The 16299-nt window shown below is 66.8% G+C and carries 18 protein-coding genes and 1 riboswitch; of the genes, 11 read left to right on the plus strand and 7 right to left on the minus strand.

What is annotated here, in order from left to right; all coding sequences use genetic code 11:
- Positions 1 to 67 precede the first annotated feature (67 nt).
- Entirely contained in the window at positions 68 to 1732 is a 1665-nt protein-coding gene (gene ettA / locus ACX9OT_RS16120; protein WP_010481992.1) for an energy-dependent translational throttle protein EttA, read from the minus strand.
- Positions 1733 to 1986: 254 nt separating this feature from the next.
- Here ettA and ACX9OT_RS16125 point away from each other — a divergent pair, with 254 nt between their 5' ends.
- From ACX9OT_RS16125 to ribD, 6 genes are all read left to right on the plus strand, one after another.
- Positions 1987 to 2460 (plus strand): RcnB family protein, encoded by a 474-nt coding sequence (locus tag ACX9OT_RS16125; RefSeq protein WP_459002868.1) that lies wholly within the window; start codon positions 1987 to 1989, stop codon positions 2458 to 2460.
- 184 nt (positions 2461 to 2644) lie between these two features.
- Positions 2645 to 3898 carry a serine hydroxymethyltransferase gene (gene glyA / locus ACX9OT_RS16130; RefSeq protein ID WP_459002870.1) on the plus strand — a complete coding sequence of 418 codons (1254 nt, stop codon included), beginning with the start codon at positions 2645 to 2647 and terminating at the stop codon, positions 3896 to 3898.
- A 66-nt stretch (positions 3899 to 3964) separates the two neighbouring features.
- Positions 3965 to 4384 carry a hypothetical protein gene (locus ACX9OT_RS16135; protein ID WP_134951904.1) on the plus strand — a complete coding sequence of 140 codons (420 nt, stop codon included), beginning with the start codon at positions 3965 to 3967 and terminating at the stop codon, positions 4382 to 4384.
- A 27-nt stretch (positions 4385 to 4411) separates the two neighbouring features.
- Positions 4412 to 4861: a hypothetical protein gene (locus tag ACX9OT_RS16140; RefSeq protein ID WP_110711026.1), complete on the plus strand. Its 450-nt coding sequence runs from the start codon at positions 4412 to 4414 to the stop codon at positions 4859 to 4861.
- 149 nt (positions 4862 to 5010) lie between these two features.
- A complete protein-coding gene (nrdR, locus tag ACX9OT_RS16145) occupies positions 5011 to 5532 on the plus strand; it encodes a transcriptional regulator NrdR (RefSeq protein WP_004143350.1) in 522 nt (173 codons plus the stop codon).
- 135 nt (positions 5533 to 5667) lie between these two features.
- Positions 5668 to 6753, plus strand: a complete 1086-nt coding sequence (gene ribD / locus ACX9OT_RS16150; protein ID WP_459002873.1) for a bifunctional diaminohydroxyphosphoribosylaminopyrimidine deaminase/5-amino-6-(5-phosphoribosylamino)uracil reductase RibD — start codon at positions 5668 to 5670, stop codon at positions 6751 to 6753.
- Positions 6754 to 6788: 35 nt separating this feature from the next.
- Here the strand turns inward: ribD and ACX9OT_RS16155 are convergent, their stop codons facing one another.
- From ACX9OT_RS16155 to ACX9OT_RS16165, 3 genes are all read right to left on the minus strand, one after another.
- Positions 6789 to 7223 carry a hypothetical protein gene (locus tag ACX9OT_RS16155; protein ID WP_235202862.1) on the minus strand — a complete coding sequence of 145 codons (435 nt, stop codon included), beginning with the start codon at positions 7221 to 7223 and terminating at the stop codon, positions 6789 to 6791.
- 95 nt (positions 7224 to 7318) lie between these two features.
- Positions 7319 to 8203 carry a hypothetical protein gene (locus ACX9OT_RS16160; RefSeq protein ID WP_100437871.1) on the minus strand — a complete coding sequence of 295 codons (885 nt, stop codon included), beginning with the start codon at positions 8201 to 8203 and terminating at the stop codon, positions 7319 to 7321.
- A 152-nt stretch (positions 8204 to 8355) separates the two neighbouring features.
- Positions 8356 to 8976 carry a hypothetical protein gene (locus ACX9OT_RS16165; protein ID WP_121504866.1) on the minus strand — a complete coding sequence of 207 codons (621 nt, stop codon included), beginning with the start codon at positions 8974 to 8976 and terminating at the stop codon, positions 8356 to 8358.
- Between the two features lie 187 nt (positions 8977 to 9163).
- A riboswitch (FMN riboswitch) is annotated at positions 9164 to 9309 on the plus strand.
- Between the two features lie 74 nt (positions 9310 to 9383).
- Between ACX9OT_RS16165 and ACX9OT_RS16170 the strand changes: the two genes are divergently transcribed.
- The 5 genes from ACX9OT_RS16170 (at position 9384) to thiL (ending at position 13304) form a co-directional block, all read left to right on the plus strand.
- Positions 9384 to 10010, plus strand: a complete 627-nt coding sequence (locus tag ACX9OT_RS16170) for a riboflavin synthase (RefSeq protein ID WP_459002876.1) — start codon at positions 9384 to 9386, stop codon at positions 10008 to 10010.
- Positions 10007 to 11107 carry a 3,4-dihydroxy-2-butanone-4-phosphate synthase gene (gene ribB, locus ACX9OT_RS16175; protein WP_459002878.1) on the plus strand — a complete coding sequence of 367 codons (1101 nt, stop codon included), beginning with the start codon at positions 10007 to 10009 and terminating at the stop codon, positions 11105 to 11107. Before ACX9OT_RS16170 ends, ribB begins: the two co-directional genes overlap by 4 nt.
- Before the next feature lie 170 nt (positions 11108 to 11277).
- Positions 11278 to 11745: a 6,7-dimethyl-8-ribityllumazine synthase gene (gene ribH, locus ACX9OT_RS16180; RefSeq protein ID WP_005408061.1), complete on the plus strand. Its 468-nt coding sequence runs from the start codon at positions 11278 to 11280 to the stop codon at positions 11743 to 11745.
- Complete coding sequence (gene nusB, locus ACX9OT_RS16185) at positions 11742 to 12221, plus strand: transcription antitermination factor NusB (protein WP_049462852.1); 480 nt, start codon at positions 11742 to 11744, stop codon at positions 12219 to 12221. Before ribH ends, nusB begins: the two co-directional genes overlap by 4 nt.
- A 120-nt stretch (positions 12222 to 12341) precedes the next feature.
- Complete coding sequence (gene thiL, locus ACX9OT_RS16190; RefSeq protein WP_080355242.1) at positions 12342 to 13304, plus strand: thiamine-phosphate kinase; 963 nt, start codon at positions 12342 to 12344, stop codon at positions 13302 to 13304.
- Positions 13305 to 13534: 230 nt separating this feature from the next.
- Here the strand turns inward: thiL and ACX9OT_RS16195 are convergent, their stop codons facing one another.
- From ACX9OT_RS16195 to ACX9OT_RS16205, 3 genes are all read right to left on the minus strand, one after another.
- A complete protein-coding gene (locus ACX9OT_RS16195) occupies positions 13535 to 13720 on the minus strand; it encodes a hypothetical protein (RefSeq protein WP_032128040.1) in 186 nt (61 codons plus the stop codon).
- A gap of 341 nt (positions 13721 to 14061) precedes the next feature.
- A complete protein-coding gene (locus ACX9OT_RS16200; protein ID WP_134952080.1) occupies positions 14062 to 15447 on the minus strand; it encodes an FAD-binding oxidoreductase in 1386 nt (461 codons plus the stop codon).
- Complete coding sequence (locus ACX9OT_RS16205) at positions 15444 to 16199, minus strand: metal-dependent hydrolase (protein WP_134952079.1); 756 nt, start codon at positions 16197 to 16199, stop codon at positions 15444 to 15446. Before ACX9OT_RS16205 ends, ACX9OT_RS16200 begins: the two co-directional genes overlap by 4 nt.
- Between the last annotated feature and the right edge of the window lie 100 nt (positions 16200 to 16299).

The raw sequence follows: 16299 nt of genomic DNA on the forward strand, positions 1-16299 counted from the left end.
GTGTCGCCAGCAAGCGGGCGACCCACAGAAGGAGAAAGGCCGCGCGAGCGCGGCCTTTCCGGTTGCCTTATTTCAGCGCCTTGAAGCGCAGGCGCTTCGGCGCAGCGTCGTCGCCCATGCGGCGGCGCTTGTCTTCTTCGTACTCGCGGTAGTTGCCCTGGAAGAACTCCACGTGCGAGTCGCCTTCGAACGCCAGGATGTGGGTCGCGATGCGATCCAGGAACCAGCGGTCATGCGAGATGACGAAGGTGTTGCCCGGGAACTCCAGCAGCGCATCTTCCAGTGCACGCAGGGTTTCGATGTCCAGGTCGTTGGACGGTTCGTCGAGCAGCAGCACGTTGCCACCCTGCAGCAGGGTCTTGGCCATGTGCAGGCGGCCACGCTCACCACCGGACAGCGAACCGACCATCTTCTGCTGGTCCTGGCCCTTGAAGTTGAAGCGGCCGATGTAGGCGCGCGACTGGATCTCGATGCCGTTGATGTTGAGGATGTCCAGGCCGCCCGCGATTTCCTGGAAGACGTTGTGGTTGCCTTCCAGCGCGTCGCGGCTCTGGTCCACGTAGGACAGCTTCACGGTCGGGCCGACCACGATCTCGCCGGTGTCCGGCTTTTCCTGGCCGGTGATCATCTTGAACAGGGTCGACTTACCGGCACCGTTCGGGCCGATGATGCCGACGATGGCGCCGGCCGGCACCAGGAAGCTCAGGTTGTCGAACAGCAGGCGGTCGCCGAACTTCTTGGAGACGTTCTTGAACTCCATCACCGCATTGCCCAGGCGCTCGCCCGGTGGGATGAAGATTTCATTGGTCTCGTTGCGCTTCTGGTAATCGACCGACTGCAGCTCTTCCAGGCGGGCCAGACGGGCCTTGCCCTTGGTGCGGCCGCCCTTGGCATTCTGGCGCGACCACTCCAGTTCCTTCTGGATCGCCTTCTGGCGGGCCTTTTCCTGGTTGTCTTCCTGCTTCAGGCGCTCGTCCTTCTGGGTCAGCCAGTCGGTGTAGTTGCCCTTCCACGGAATGCCGCGGCCGCGGTCCAGTTCCAGGATCCATTCGGCGGCGTTGTCCAGGAAGTAGCGATCGTGGGTGACCGCCACCACGGTGCCGGTGTAGCGCGCCAGGAACTGTTCCAGCCATTCCACCGACTCGGCGTCGAGGTGGTTGGTCGGTTCGTCGAGCAGCAGCATGTCCGGCTTCTGCAGCAGCAGGCGGCACAGGGCCACGCGGCGCTTTTCACCACCGGACAGCTTGCCGACCACGGCATCCCACGGCGGCAGGCGCAGCGCATCGGCGGCCACGTCCAGCTGGTTTTCCAGGGTGTGTGCGTCGCCAGCGGCCAGGATCGCCTCCAGGCGCTCCTGTTCCTTGGCCAGCGCGTCGAAGTCGGCGCCTTCCTCGGCGTAGGCGGCGTACACCGCTTCCAGCGCGGCCTGGGCCTGCAGCACTTCGCCCACGCCTTCCTCCACCGCTTCACGCACGGTCTTGGTCGGGTCCAGCTCCGGTTCCTGCGCCAGGTAGCCGACCTTGATGCCCGGCTGCGGGCGGGCTTCGCCCTCGAAATCGGTGTCCACGCCGGCCATGATCTTCAGCACGGTGGACTTGCCGGCGCCGTTCAGGCCCAGCAGGCCGATCTTCGCGCCCGGGAAGAAGGACAGCGAGATGTCCTTGATGATCTGCCGCTTGGGCGGGACCACCTTGGACACGCGGTTCATGGTGTAGATGTATTGCGAGGACATGCGGTCTCCGTAGGCGCGGCCCTGCGCCCGGTCCGTCACGGGAAGATCCCGTTGCGGCAGCGGGCACAGACTGAAATGGAATACCGCCAATTATAGCCGGAACCGGTTCCGGGCCGCGCCCGGGAAGGGGGCGCCGGGCTGGCCGCCCCCTGAATACTGCGTCACAGTCCTGCAACGGGAAGCGTTTCCAGCCGGAAACGGTTCAGATCGGTTGCGCAATATGGGCTCACCACCCACCCGAGCAGAGGTCTGACATGCGCATCAATCGAGTAATGGCCAGTGCCGTGGCCTCTGTGCTGGCGCTGGGCGCCGTGGCCCCGGCGTTCGCCGACAACGACCATCGCCGCAACCACGACCGCCGCGAATGGCGCGAGGATCGCCGTGAGTGGCGCCACGACCGCCGTGACTGGGAGCGCGACCGCCGCGAGGCCCGGCGCGACTACCGCCAGGATCGCCGCGAGTGGCACCGTGATCATGACCGCTACTACCGCCCGGCACCGCCGCGTGTGGTGTACCGCCCGGCCTATGGCCCGGGCTATGGCTGGAAGGTCGGCCATCGCTACCGCGACTATTACCGCGGCCCGATCTATGTGGTGAACGACTACCCGCGCTATCACCTGCGTCGCCCGCCCTACGGGCACCACTGGATCCGCGATGACCGCGGCAACATGCTGCTGGTTGCCATCGCCACCGGTGTGATCGCCCAGTACGTGCTCAGCAGCCGCTGAGTCCGCAGCCACCTCCACGCATGGCGTGGATCTACCGGTACGCCGGTACAGCGCACTCGAAACCATACGGGGCCGGATTCCTTCGGGGATGCCGGCCCCGTCCGTTTCGGCCCCGGCAGGCCCGGTGCGGGGCTACAATCGGGGGCTGAGCCGTACCCCTTTTCCCTGCCTGCTGGAGTACCCGATGTTCCCGCGTGACGTCCGCATCGAATCCTACGATCCCGAACTGGCCAAGGCCATCGCCGCTGAGACCCAGCGCCAGGAAGACCACGTCGAGCTGATCGCCAGCGAGAACTACACCAGCCCGGCGGTGATGGAAGCGCAGGGCAGCCAGCTGACCAACAAGTACGCCGAAGGCTACCCGGGCAAGCGCTACTACGGTGGCTGCGAATACGTGGACATCGCCGAGCAGCTGGCGATCGACCGCCTGAAGCAGCTGTTCGGCGCCGACTACGCCAACGTGCAGCCGCACAGCGGCTCGCAGGCCAACCAGGCCGTGTACTTCGCTCTGCTGCAGCCGGGTGACACCATCCTCGGCATGAGCCTGGCCCACGGCGGCCACCTCACCCACGGTGCCAAGGTGAACGCCTCGGGCAAGCTGTTCAACGCCGTGCAGTATGGTGTGAACGACCAGGGCCTGATCGATTACGACGAAGTCGAGCGCCTGGCCCTGGAGCACAAGCCGAAGATGGTCGTGGCCGGCTTCTCGGCCTACTCGCAGGTGATCGACTGGGCGCGCTTCCGCGCCATCGCCGACAAGGTCGGTGCCTACCTGTTCGTCGACATGGCCCACGTCGCCGGCCTGGTCGCCGCAGGCGTCTACCCGAGCCCGCTGGAACACGCGCACGTGGTCACCTCGACCACCCACAAGACCCTGCGCGGCCCGCGTGGCGGCATCATCGTCGCCAAGGGCGCCGACGAAGACCTGGTCAAGAAGCTGCAGTCGATCGTGTTCCCGGGCATCCAGGGCGGTCCGCTGATGCACGTCATCGCCGGCAAGGCCGTGGCCTTCAAGGAAGCGCTGGAACCGGGCTTCAAGGCCTACCAGCAGCAGGTGGTGAAGAACGCCCAGGCGATGGCCAGCACGCTGATCTCGCGCGGCTACAAGATCGTTTCCGGTGGCACCCAGAACCACCTGATGCTGGTCGACATGATCGGCAAGGACGTGTCCGGCAAGGATGCGGAAGCTGCGCTGGGCAAGGCTCACATCACCGTCAACAAGAACTCGGTGCCGAACGATCCGCGTTCTCCGTTCGTGACCTCGGGCCTGCGCCTGGGCACCCCGGCGGTGACCACCCGTGGTTACGTCGAACAGGACTGCGTGGATCTGGCCAACTGGATCGCCGACGTGCTCGACGCACCGAACGATGACGCCGTCATCGCCCGCGTGCGCGACGCCGTCAGCGCGCAGTGCCGCAAGTACCCGGTCTACGGCTGATCGCAGCAGGGGTCGGATCCCTTCCTGCCGGGAAGGGCTCCGACACCGGTATGGGAGTAACCGCGCATGGATGAGCGCCACCTCAAGTACCTGTACACCGCGCTGGCGGTGCTGTTCGGCCTGCCCAGCCTGGCGATGGGCGGCGCGGCGGCGACGATGCTGCTGCTGATGGGGCTGGGCCAGTTCGGCCATGGCACATTGGCCTCGGTGACGGTGATGCCGCTGTGGGGCCTGGCCGGCATTGCCGGCTGCCTGGCCTGGTTGTGGCTCAGCGCGGATTTTCTGCTGCAGGGGCGTGCCGGGTTGCACGTGCACCGCCTCTGGTGGTGGATGCTGCTGGCGGGCGGTCTCGCCGCCTTGCCGCCGCTGGGGCTGGCGCTGTGGTGGGGCATCGCCGTGCACGCCGAAGGCCTCGGCTTGTTGCTGCTGGGCCCGTCAATGCTGGTGCCGGCTGCGATGCTGGTGTGGATCAAACGCCGCGGATGATGCGGCCCAGGGAAGGAAACCGAACGCATGGATGAGCGTCTGCACAAACGCTGGATGGCCATTGCCGGCCTGTTGGTGGGCCTGCCCACGGTGGCCGCCGGAGGCACGGGTGCCGTGCTGGGTCTGATGGTCGTATGGGATGGCAAGTACCTGACCGGTGACGAGTACAGGATCCTGCTGCTGTGGTCGTCGGCCGGGATCATCGGCCTGCTGTCGTGGTTGTGGCTGAGCGGCCTGTTCCTGTGGCGCGGTGTCAGCGGCCTGCGCCAATCGCCGGTTGTCGCCTGGGTCGGCCTGGCGCTGGGGACCCTGGCCGCGCTGGGCGTGGTTGGCGCCACGCTGTACTTCACCTTCAAGCACGGGGAGATCTCGACCCTGGCCTTCCTCGGGTTCGGCCCGCCGTTGCTGGTGATGGCAGGGCATCTGGCGTGGCTGCGTTGGGCGCGTGCGGCCTCGGCGCCGCCGGCACCCGGTTGAACGCGCAGCCGTGACCGCGCTGGCGGCTCTGTTCGGCCGAAATGCAGGCACTTCCGCGCAGACAGCATTTGCTGCGGGGCCCTTTCTCAGGTACCTTTGCGACGCTGCCATGACCGTGGCAATAGGTACTTTCCTGAGCCAGGCGTTCCATGCACTGCCCCTTCTGTCAACATGCCGATACCCGGGTCATCGACTCGCGCGTCTCCGAAGACGGCGCGACGATCCGTCGTCGGCGTGAATGCGAAGCCTGTGGCGAGCGCTTCAGCACCATGGAAACGGTGGAGTTGAAACTGCCCGCCATCGTCAAGAGCGATGGCACCCGTGAAGCATTCGACCAGCGCAAGGTCCGCGCTGGCTTCGACCGCGCGCTGCAGAAGCGTGCGGTGGCCGAAGACAAGATCGAAGCGGCGGTACGCGCCGTGGTCCACCAGCTGCGCATCAGCGGCGAGCGCGAAGTGCCCTCGATCAAGGTCGGCGAGTTCGTCATGAACGAACTGCGCAAGCTCGACCATGTCGGCTACGTACGCTTCGCGTCGGTCTACCGCAGCTTCGAGGACGTGGCCGATTTCCGCGAGGAGATCGAGAAGCTGGAGCGCGACCTGCCCTCCAGTACCGAACAGCTGCAGCTGCTGGGCGACGTGATCGCCCTGACCAAGAAGAAGAAGGGCTGACGCCCCGGTAGATGCCAACCTTGGTTGGCACCGATGGCACATCCACTGGTGGGTGCCAACCGTTGGTTGGCACAGTGGCGGCCATCCACGCATGGCGTGGATCTACACCGGCACCGGTGGCGTTACCATGGTCGCATGACCACCCCGTTCTCCGCTCTCGACCACCTGCACATGGCCAACGCACTGCGTCTGGCCGAGCGTGCCGCCTACACCACCCGCCCCAACCCGATGGTCGGCTGCGTGATCGCCCACGGCGAACGCGTGGTCGGGCAGGGCTGGCACCAGCGCGCCGGTGGACCGCACGCCGAAGTGTTCGCGCTGCGCGAGGCCGGCAGCGAGGCACGTGGTGCCACCGCCTACGTCACGCTGGAACCCTGCGCACACTACGGGCGTACGCCGCCGTGTGCGCTGGCCCTGATTGAAGCAGGCGTGTCGCGCGTGGTTGCCGCCATGCGCGATCCATTTCCGAAGGTCGATGGTGGTGGCTTCGATCTGCTGCGCAACGCCGGCATCGAGGTCGCCGAAGGGCTGATGGCGGCGCAGGCACGCGAGCTCAACAAGGGCTTCCTGTCGCGTGTGGAGCGCAACCGACCGTGGTTGCGGGTGAAGCTGGCAGCCAGCCTCGACGGTCGCACCGCGATGGCCGATGGCAGTTCCAAGTGGATCACCGGCCCGGCCGCGCGCGAAGACGTGCAGCACTGGCGCGCGCGCGCCGGCGCGATCCTGACCGGCGCCGAGACCGTGCTGGCCGACGATCCGATGCTGACCGTGCGCCTGGCTGATGCCGAGGTGATGCCGCCACTGCGCGTAGTGCTGGATTCGCGCCTGCGCTCACTGGAGTGCAGCCGTGTGCGCGAGGGCGGGGCACCGACGCTGTACCTGCACGATGCAGCGGTGAGTGCGCCGGATGCGGCCGATGCCGAATTCGCCAGCGTGCCCAGTGTTGATGGGCGGTTGGATCTGGGCGCGGTGCTGGCACTGCTGGCCGAACGCGGCATCAACGAAGTGCATACCGAAGCCGGCGCGACGCTGGCCGGTGCCTTGCTGCACGGCGGCTGGGTGGACGAACTGCTGCTGTATCAGGCGCCCACGCTGCTGGGCGATACCGGTCGCCCGCTGCTGGCCGGCCTCGGCATCGATGCCATGGACCAGCAGCGCCGCCTGCGCGTGGTTGACCAGCGTCAGGTCGGTGAGGACATCAGGCTGCTGCTGCGCCCGTGAGGGAATGACGCGAAGCAGGGGCGATGCCCTTGTCGTCAGGCTTCCTCGTCGTCTTCTTCGCCGACGGGGCACTGGCCCTTCCATTGCTGCTTCCACAGCGCATGCAGGTTGCGGCAGTACGCGCCCAGTGCCTCGCCCGGCAGGTTCTTCGCCTTCAATCGCAACTGGTGACGGGTAAACCCGTCGTCGTACTCATGCGGCAATACCAACACGGCACACTGATCGTGGTACATCAGGAACGCGTGACAGTCGTCGTCTTCGCTCATCCACGCATCCAGCTGCCGGTCGCTCAGCAGGGTTGACTCGAAGGCAACCGCTGGGATGACCGAGAAGGTCGTAATCCTGGACTTGGGAGCTTTGGCTTGCCCGCACGCCACAAGCGCCAGCAGCGTCAGCAACATGACCATGGTCGACGTCGTGCGGTGTTTCATGCGGTTGCCCCGATGGAAGAGGGCAACAGCATTGACCATGCAGGCCACGCAGGGCCATGCAACGGTTCTGAAAGTGCGGCCGCCCTCGTCGTCGGCGACAATGAGCCGAGCGTGGGCTCGGCTCTACACGCGGCTCACGCGCACTCGTCGGTCCACATCATCTCGGCGATCGGGCGCAGTGCCTTGCACTCCTGCGTCATCTCATCGGCCGACTGCACCTGTGCCTTGGCCTTCAGCTCCTCGGCCATGGCGTCCACGCCGCTGATCTGGTCCGGTGCGATCTTCGCCACGCAGCCACGATGCTGCTGCAGCAGCAGGTCGCAGCCCGGTACGCCGGTCACCTTCGGCGCGTTGGCCGCCTGCGCATCCTGCATCCAGTCCTCGAACGGTGCCAGCGCACCGGCCACGGTGCCCACCAGGTCATCGAAATTGCCGCTGTACCAGTAGCCGTTGTCCTTGGCCGGGTACAGGGTGAAGGTGCCGCTGACCGGCACGCGCGCGCCACTCTGCAGCGCCTGGGTGTAGGCATCGGTGAACTGCTTGCGCGAGGCCGGGCTGGCATCGGATGCGAGGCTGGCGGCGAACAGCGGGCGCACCTTGCCCAGGTCGGGCAGCTGGCAGCTGTAGGTGATCCGCGCCAGCTTCTGGTCTTCAACGTATTCGTTGTCTTCGATCACGCTCTTGGTCGCGCGGCACTTCGAATCACGCAGCGCTTTGGCATACAGCGCTTCGGTGGCTGCAGCGTCTACCTTGGCGCCGGTGCTGGCCAGTACGGTCTGCCAGGGTTCGGCCAGTGCCTTGGCCAGCGCACCTGGATTCGGGGTTACAGCGTCCTGGCCTTCGAATGCCGGTTTCAGTGCGTCGTTGAGCGCGCGCGTGGCGGTCGCGTCGTCTTCCAGCAGGGTGCGTGCATACAGGTCGAACGCCTGTTCGGGCGACAGCGTGGCCGGGGCGGCCGTGGCGATCAGCGGGGCGCACAGCAGCATGCTGGCCAGCAGAGTACGGGTGGGGGTCTTCATGACGGTGTTTTCCTGTTCCAGAGGCGCGCAAGCCTAGCGCATCTGCGTGGACTTTCGATGGCGCGATGGGGTCACGAGGTCGTGTATGCCGGCCAAAAAAACGGGCCCCTTGCGGGGCCCGTTCGATCGCACGACGAGGAGCGATCGCTGGATCAGAAGCTGGCGCGGACGCCGGCCGAGTACTGGGTGACGTCGCGGTAGCCGGAGATCTCGCCCACCAGCCCCCAGGTCCTGGTGAAGTTGATCTGGCCACCGATGGTGCCGACCCAGGTGCCCTTGTAGTTGTTGCCGCCGTCCATGTAACCGGCCTTGGCCCAGGCTTCGGTCATGCGCGACGGCTTGCCGCGGATGCCCATGGTGGCGCGGGCCAGGTTGGTGTGGTCCTTGTAGCGGTCGCTGTAGCCGTCATAACGATCGGTCAGCTCAGCGTTCTGGCGCACCCAGGCGATGTCGGCGGTGAAGTCGACGCGGTCGGTCCACGGCATGTGGTAGCCGATGCCCAGCTCCGGCTGATTCAGTTCAACCTTCAGCGAACCGTCGCTGTAGTGATAGGTCTTGCTGGTGCGCGACCAGCCACCGAACACGTAGACCTGTTCGGCGATGGCCACAGAGCCACGCAGGTAGCCGCCGTCGACCTTCGGGTCGTCCAGTGCGTTGTCGTCAACCTTGACCTGCGTCCAACCGCCTTCAACGTAGGTGTAGCTCAGGGCGTCGGCCGAAGCCGAGAGCGGGGCGGTGGCCAGCAGGGCGGCCACGATCAGCATCTTGCGCATGGGAATTCCTGTGAATTTCAGTCCTTTGGCGGGCATGCCCAGCGGGCTGCCCGTGGCGACCTCATGTCGTCCGGGGCAGAATTTTAATGAAAGTTTTACAAATTGCGAGCGACGGCCGTCACAGCTGTGGCATCCGACCCCGTTCAGCACGGGCTGGTATACTAGCCACGCCGGTTCGCCGGTACACAAACGTCTTCAGGGCGGGGTGCAATTCCCCACCGGCGGTAGGTGCGCAAGCACGAGCCCGCGAGCGCCCCGGCCCACGGCCGGGGGTCAGCAGATCCGGTCCAATGCCGGAGCCGACGGTCATAGTCCGGATGAAAGAAGACGGTGCCACAGGGCTCATGCCCTGCGTGCGCCTGTTTGCCTTGCGGCGTTTTTCGCTCACTTTTCGCGGAGAACGTTACTTGTTTACTGGAATCATCGAAGGCGTCGGCCGTCTGGCCGCACGCGAATCCATTGGCGGCGATGTCCGCTTCACCTTCAATGTCGGGACTCTGCCGTTCGACAACGTGCAGATGGGCGAGAGCATTGCCATCAACGGCGTCTGCCTCACCGTCATCGCATTCGACGCCAGCAGCTTCCAGGCCGATGCCTCCACCGAGACCCTGGGCCTGACTACGCTGGGCCAGCTGGGCGAGGGTGCGGTCATCAACCTGGAACGCGCGATGCGCCCGACCGACCGCCTCGGCGGCCATCTGGTCAGCGGCCACGTCGACGGCCTCGGCCAGGTGCTGTCCATCCACGAAGACGCGCGTGCCCAGCGTTGGCGTTTCGCAGCGCCGGCCTCGCTGCGCCGCTACATCGCCAAGAAGGGCTCGATCTGCGTGGACGGCGTCAGCCTCACCGTCAACGAAGTGGACGATGAAGGTTTTGAAGTCGCCCTGATCCCGCACACGGTGGCCAACACCGCCTTCTCCGCCGCAGGCGTGGGCAGCGCGGTCAATCTTGAAATCGATCTGGTCGCCCGTTACGTGGAGCGGCTGATCAGTGTGCCGACCAACGGTCAGCACCCACAGGGAGATGTCGCATGAATTTCGCCCCGATTCCGGACATCCTGGAAGACATCCGCCTGGGCCGCATGGTCGTCATCGTCGATGACGAAGACCGCGAGAACGAAGGCGACCTGATCATGGCCGCCGAGCTGGTCAAGGCCAGCGACATCAACTTCATGGTCACCCATGGCCGCGGCCTGGTGTGCCTGCCGCTGAACCGTACCCGCGCCGCCGATCTCGGCCTGGCGCCGATGGTGCAGGCCAATACCGCGCAGTTCCAGACCAATTTCACGGTCAGCATCGAGGCCGCCGAGGGCGTCACCACCGGCATCTCGGCGCATGACCGCGCGCACACCATCCGTACCGCGGTGAAGCCCAACGCCAAGCCGTCGGACCTGCACCAGCCGGGCCACATCTTCCCGCTGATCGCCCAGCCGGGCGGCGTGCTGACCCGCGCCGGCCACACCGAAGCCGCCGTGGACATGGCCATGCTGGCCGGGCTGGAACCGGCCGGCGTGCTGGTGGAGATCCTGAACCCGGATGGCAGCATGGCACGCCGCCCGGAACTGGAAGTGTTCGCCCGCGAGCACGGTCTGAAGATGGGCTCCATCGCCGACCTGATCGCCTACCGCCTGGCCACCGAAAAGACCGTCGAGCGTGTGGACGAGCGCGAGATCGAGACCGAGTTCGGCCCGTTCAAGCTGGTCACCTACCGCGATCGCATCGCCCACGACGTGCATTTCGCCCTGGTGCGCGGCACCCCGGATGCGGACACCCCGACCCTGGTCCGCGTGCAGGTGGAAAACCCGCTGGCCGACCTGCTGCACTGGCGCCGTGATGACTTCGGCGTGGCTGCCACCGATGCCCTGCGCGCGATCGATGCCGAAGGCGCCGGCGTGATGGTGGTGCTGTCGGCCCCGCGCGACGGCGAGGCCCTGCTGGCCCGCCTGCGGCAGCAGCCGGCGCCGGTGGTACCGGGCAAGGACAAGGACGTGAGCCAGTGGCGCCGCAATGGTGCTGGCGCGCAGATCCTGTCCGACCTGGGCCTGGGCAAGCTGCGCGTACTGGGCACCCCGCGCCGCCAGATCGGCCTGGCCGGGTACGGCCTGGAAGTGGTGGAGACGGTGACCCTGTAATGGGTGGTGCCGGCCGCTTGCCGGCAACCGCAGTCCCCGTGATTGCCGGCCAGCGGCCGGCACTACCGGTGGGTGGCGACCGTTGGTCGGCACCCACCGGGCCCCCATCGGCCACGGCCGGGGCCCATCCACGCTAGAATTACCTCCTTATCGAGTCCCCCAAGCCGCATATGAGCCACTTCGAAGGCGATCTTCGCACTCCCGAATCGGCGCGCTTCGCCATCCTGGCCAGCCGCTGGAATGCCCGCATCACCGACACGCTGGTCGCTGGCGCCCGCCAGAGCCTGGCCGGCAACGGCATCACCGAAGCCAACATCGACGTGATCCGCGTGCCGGGTGCCTGGGAGCTGCCGCTGGTGGCCGCGCGCCTGGCCGCTGCCCACGAACACGCCGCCATCCTCACCCTGGGCTGCGTGATCCGTGGCGATACCCGCCATTACGAGCACGTGGCCGACCGCTGCGCCGAAGGCCTGATGCGCGTGCAGCTGGATTTCGGCGTGCCGGTGCTGAACGGCGTGCTGGCGGTGGAACGCGTTGAAGACGCCGAGGCCCGCGCAGGCGGCAGCCACGGCAACAAGGGCGAGGAAGTCGCACTCGCCGCATTGGAAATGGTCAATCTTCTGGAGCAGCTGCCATGAACAAGAACACCCAGGGCAAGCCCTCCGGTAAACCCGTCCGCCGTGATGGCGTCGATCCGGTGCTGCGCTCGCGCGCGCGCCGTCGTGCTGTGCAGGCCGTCTACGCCTGGCAGATCTCCGGCGGCAACGCCCAGTCGCTGATCGCCCAGTTCGCCCACGAGCAGGCCCGCGAAATCGCCGACCTGGCGTACTTCGAAGCACTGCTGCACGGCGTGCTCGACAACCGCCGCGACATCGACGAAGCGCTCGGCCCTTACCTGGACCGTGGCATCGAAGAAGTGGACGCGATCGAACGCGCGGTGCTGCGTCTGGCGGCGTACGAGCTGCGCTACCGCTTGGACGTGCCGTACCGCGTGGTGATCAACGAAGCCATCGAATCGGCCAAGCGCTTCGGTTCCGAGCATGGCCATACCTACGTCAACGGCGTGCTGGATCGTGCCGCCGTGGAATGGCGCAAGGTCGAATCGGGTCACTGACCCACCTGTGGTAGTGCCGGCCGCTGGCCGGCAGCTGCAGGGATCCTGAGGTTGCCGGCCAGCGGCCGGCACTACCGCCCACCGCGCCCTGCGCGGCACGTACAACAGCGGGAGCGCCCCATGTCCCTGGCCGAATTCGCCCTCATTGACCGCATCCGCGCCCGTACCCTCGAGCGCGACGATATCCTGCTCGGCATCGGCGACGACGCTGCGCTGCTGCAGCCGCGTGCCAATGAGCAACTGGTGGTCACTGCCGACACGCTCAACAGCGGCGTGCACTTCCCGGTGGAAACCCCGGCCTTCGATATCGGCTGGAAGACCCTGGCGGTCAACCTGTCGGACCTGGCCGCGATGGGCGCGCGCCCGGCGTGGTGCACGCTGGCGTTGTCGCTGCCGGAAGCCTCCGAAGACTGGATCGATGCGTTCGCCGATGGCTTTTTCGCCCTGGCCGATCAGCACGACATCGCGTTGATCGGCGGTGACACCACGCGTGGTCCGTTGTCGCTGTCGGTGACCGCGATGGGCCAGGTGGGACGTGGCCAGGCGCTGCGTCGCGACCGCGCGCAGGTGGGCGATGACATCTGGGTGAGCGGCACGCTCGGCGATGCCGCCGGTGCGCTGCGCCTGTGGCAGCAAGCTGCGCTGAGCATCGCCACCGCCACGCTGCTGGCCGACTACGAAAGCCTGCGCCTGCGTCTGCTGCGGCCGACGCCGCGTGTGACCCTGGGCCTGCGCCTGCGTGCGTTCGCACACGCGGCGGTGGATGTGTCCGATGGCCTGCTGGCCGATCTGGGTCACATCACCACGCGCAGCAACGTGGCCGCACATGTCGATGCCGATTCGTTGCCGATCTCCCACGCGCTGCGTGAGCTGCTCGGCCGCGATGGCGCGCGCGACTGCGCTCTGCGCGGTGGCGACGACTACGAACTGTGCTTCACCGCCGCCGCCGACCAGCGCGACGCGCTGCACTACCTGGCCGAATCGCTGGACGTGCCGCTCACCCGCATCGGTCGCATTGCCGAAGGGCAGGGCGTGCACGTGGATGGCGAAGCCGCCGACGGCGGATACCAGCACTTCGTCTGATTGATGACGCCGGGCATGGCCCGGCGCTGCCACGCGACTGAAACCGCCGGGCATGACCGGGTGCTGCCGTATCGGTGCGCGGTTGCTGGATGACATCGACGCTGCAGAGCCGAGCCTACGCTCGGCTCACGCGCGAAGCGCGGCTTTCATCGCGATGTGCCCCATGGCAGCCGAGCATGGGCTCGGCTCTGCAGATGTCGCTAAGCTGCCTGCAACTGCACATCCAGTACTCAGTCAGCCTGCGGCTGCCTGCCGCGACGCTGCTGCAGGCAGGACTCACACGTGACCGTTGCCAGCGACCGCGCATCGTTGACCGCGGCCAGGGCCTGCTCCAGGATCGGCGCGAGGTCATGTGGCAGGCGCGCAGCGGCTTCGCCAAGAGTGGTGATGACATGGGGATAGAGAGGCTTGTACATCTCGGCATCCTTGTTCGCAGGGCGTGGGCGCTGTTGCTTCGACCCAACCCGTTCGGCGGTTGCCAACGGCTCACAGAGATGCCGATGGTGCTGTCACTGCAGGCTCGCTGGACCAGGCAGCTGGCGCTCACGACGGGCGTGGGTCAGAGCTGTGTGGTGCTGTTGGCGATATGTTCCTGGCAAAGGAGCAGTTTTCCCATGCAACAAGTTGCAAAGCACACTGGACACCGGATGGAGCTTCAGTTGACGGCTGGCAGCGTGAAGGTCCGTAGCGGGTACAGTGCGACGCCTCCAGCTGGGGAGGGCTCCTGCGGGTCGTCGTCAACACATTGGCAGTGGCACTACACCGGCGGCAGCACCTTGCCGGGGTTGAGGATGCCGTCCGGGTCCAGCGCGGCTTTGATCGCTCGCATCGTCGCCAGCGTTTCTGCGGTAAAGGCCTTCGCCATGAAATCTCGCTTGGCCAATCCAATCCCGTGTTCGCCGGACAGCGTGCCTCCGAGCGCCAACGTCAGCTCGAAGATCTTCGGCAGTGCGGCATGCGCGCGCGCGTTCTCGTCGGCATCGTCGGGGTGATAGAGGATGTTGACGTGCAGGTTGCCGTTGCCGGCATGGCCAAAGGTGACGATGGTCAGCGCGTAGTCGCGTGCCAATGCCTGCACGCCGGCCACCAGTTCCGGAATGCGCGATACCGGTACCACCACGTCTTCGTTGATCTTGCCCGGGGCAACGCTGCGCAGCGCCGGCGACAGCGCCTTGCGTGCGGCCCATAGCTGGTCACGCGCGCGGCCTTCCATCGCGACGTCCAGCTCGATCATGCCGTCGCCTTCGGCAGCGCTGGCCAGTGCCTGCAGCAGGTAGGGCAGGGTGTCGTGGTCACCATCGGCTTCGACCAGCAGCATCGCACCGGCCTCCGGCACGTCGGCACCATTCAGCCGCAGCAGCTCCAGGCTGCGTGCGTCCATGAACTCCAGGCGGGTCGGCACCACCGGCTGCGACATCAGCCGCGATACCGCCGCAGCGGCGGTATCGGCATCGCGGTACAGCACACGCAGGCCGGCCTGGCTGACTGGCAACGGGGTCAGTTTGAGCGTGGCTTCTACGATCAGTGCCAGCGTGCCTTCGCTGCCCACCAGCAGATGCGTGAGGTCATAGCCGGTGGCGTCCTTGGTGTAGGCACCGCCGCAGCGGATCACGTCGCCGGTGCCGGTAACGGCAACCAGGCCCAGCACGTTGTCGCGGCTGGTGCCGTACTTCACCGCGCGCGGGCCGCCGGCATTGCAGGCCAGGTTGCCGCCGATGCTGCAGATCTCGGCGCTGGAGGGGTCCGGCGCCCAGAACAGGCCATGCGGGGCCAGCGCCTGCTGCAGGGCGCCGTTGAGCACGCCCGGTTGCACCACCGCGCAACGGTCACCGGCGCGGATCTCGACGATGCGGTCCATGCGGGTGAACGACAGCACGATACTGCCGGGCAGCGGCACCGCCGCGCCGGTGGTGCCGGTACCAGCGCCACGTGCGACCAAGGCCACGCCATGCGCACGGCAGGCCCGCACCAAAGCCTGCACCTGTTCGATGTCGGCTGGCAGCGCCACCGCCGCCGGGCGCTGGTGACGCCATGAGTTGTCCTGCGCGTTCGCCTCCAGCGCGCCGTCATCCATGCGCCAGCCCTCCGCGCCCAGCAGGGCGGACAGTTCGGCAACCAGTGCAGCAGGCAGGGCAGGACTCATGACGGATCTCGTGGGGCAGCAGGAGCGGGTTGGATCAGTTTCCAGGCAACAACGGCGGTAGCCAGTGGCAGCCACACCCAGCGCAGTTCAGAGAGCAGGGTGGCCACGCCACGCGCGCTGAAGAACTGTGGCGCGAAGGGTGAAACGCGGATGGGTCGCCACGGCGCGAAGAAGCGCTGCTCGCTCCATGGCCAGGCCAGAGCGACGCCGAGGCCGCCGGAGGTCATCGCATCCAGCAACGGATGGCTGGCGGCGCAGACGAAGACGAACACCGCCGCTTGTAGGGTCGATGCCACCGTTGGCCCTGCCTTGGTAGGTGCCAACCTCGGTTGGCACGAAACCGCCGACCAAGGTCGGCGACTACCGGAGCTGTGTGGTGCCGACCAAGGTCGGCCGCTACCAGAGCGTGCCATCGCCTCTTCGGTAGGTGCCAACCTTGGTTGGCACAGAAGCGCCGACCAAGGTCGGCGACTACCGGAGTTGCGGGGCGCCGACCAAGGCCGGCGGCTACCAAAGAACGCCAACACCGCGGCCAATGCCGCCAGCACGCCGGCAAACAGCAACGAATGGCTGGCACCGCGGTGGCCGAAGGCATCGGCATAGGGAATGTGCAGTGCAAAGGCCAATACGTCCGCATCGGGCAGCATCGCAGCGATCACACCGGCCGCCAGCAGGCGCGGCGGGATGCGGCCACGGTCAGCGGCGCACCAGAGCGCCAACGGCACAGCGGCATGGGTGATGATCGAAGGCATCAGTCACGCACCGTGGTTGTGCCGGCCAGGCTGCGCTCTGGTAGGTGCCAACCTTGGTTGGCACAGAAGCGCCGACCAAGGTCGGCCTCTACCAGAGCGG

This window comes from Stenotrophomonas genospecies 3 (assembly GCF_054473855.1).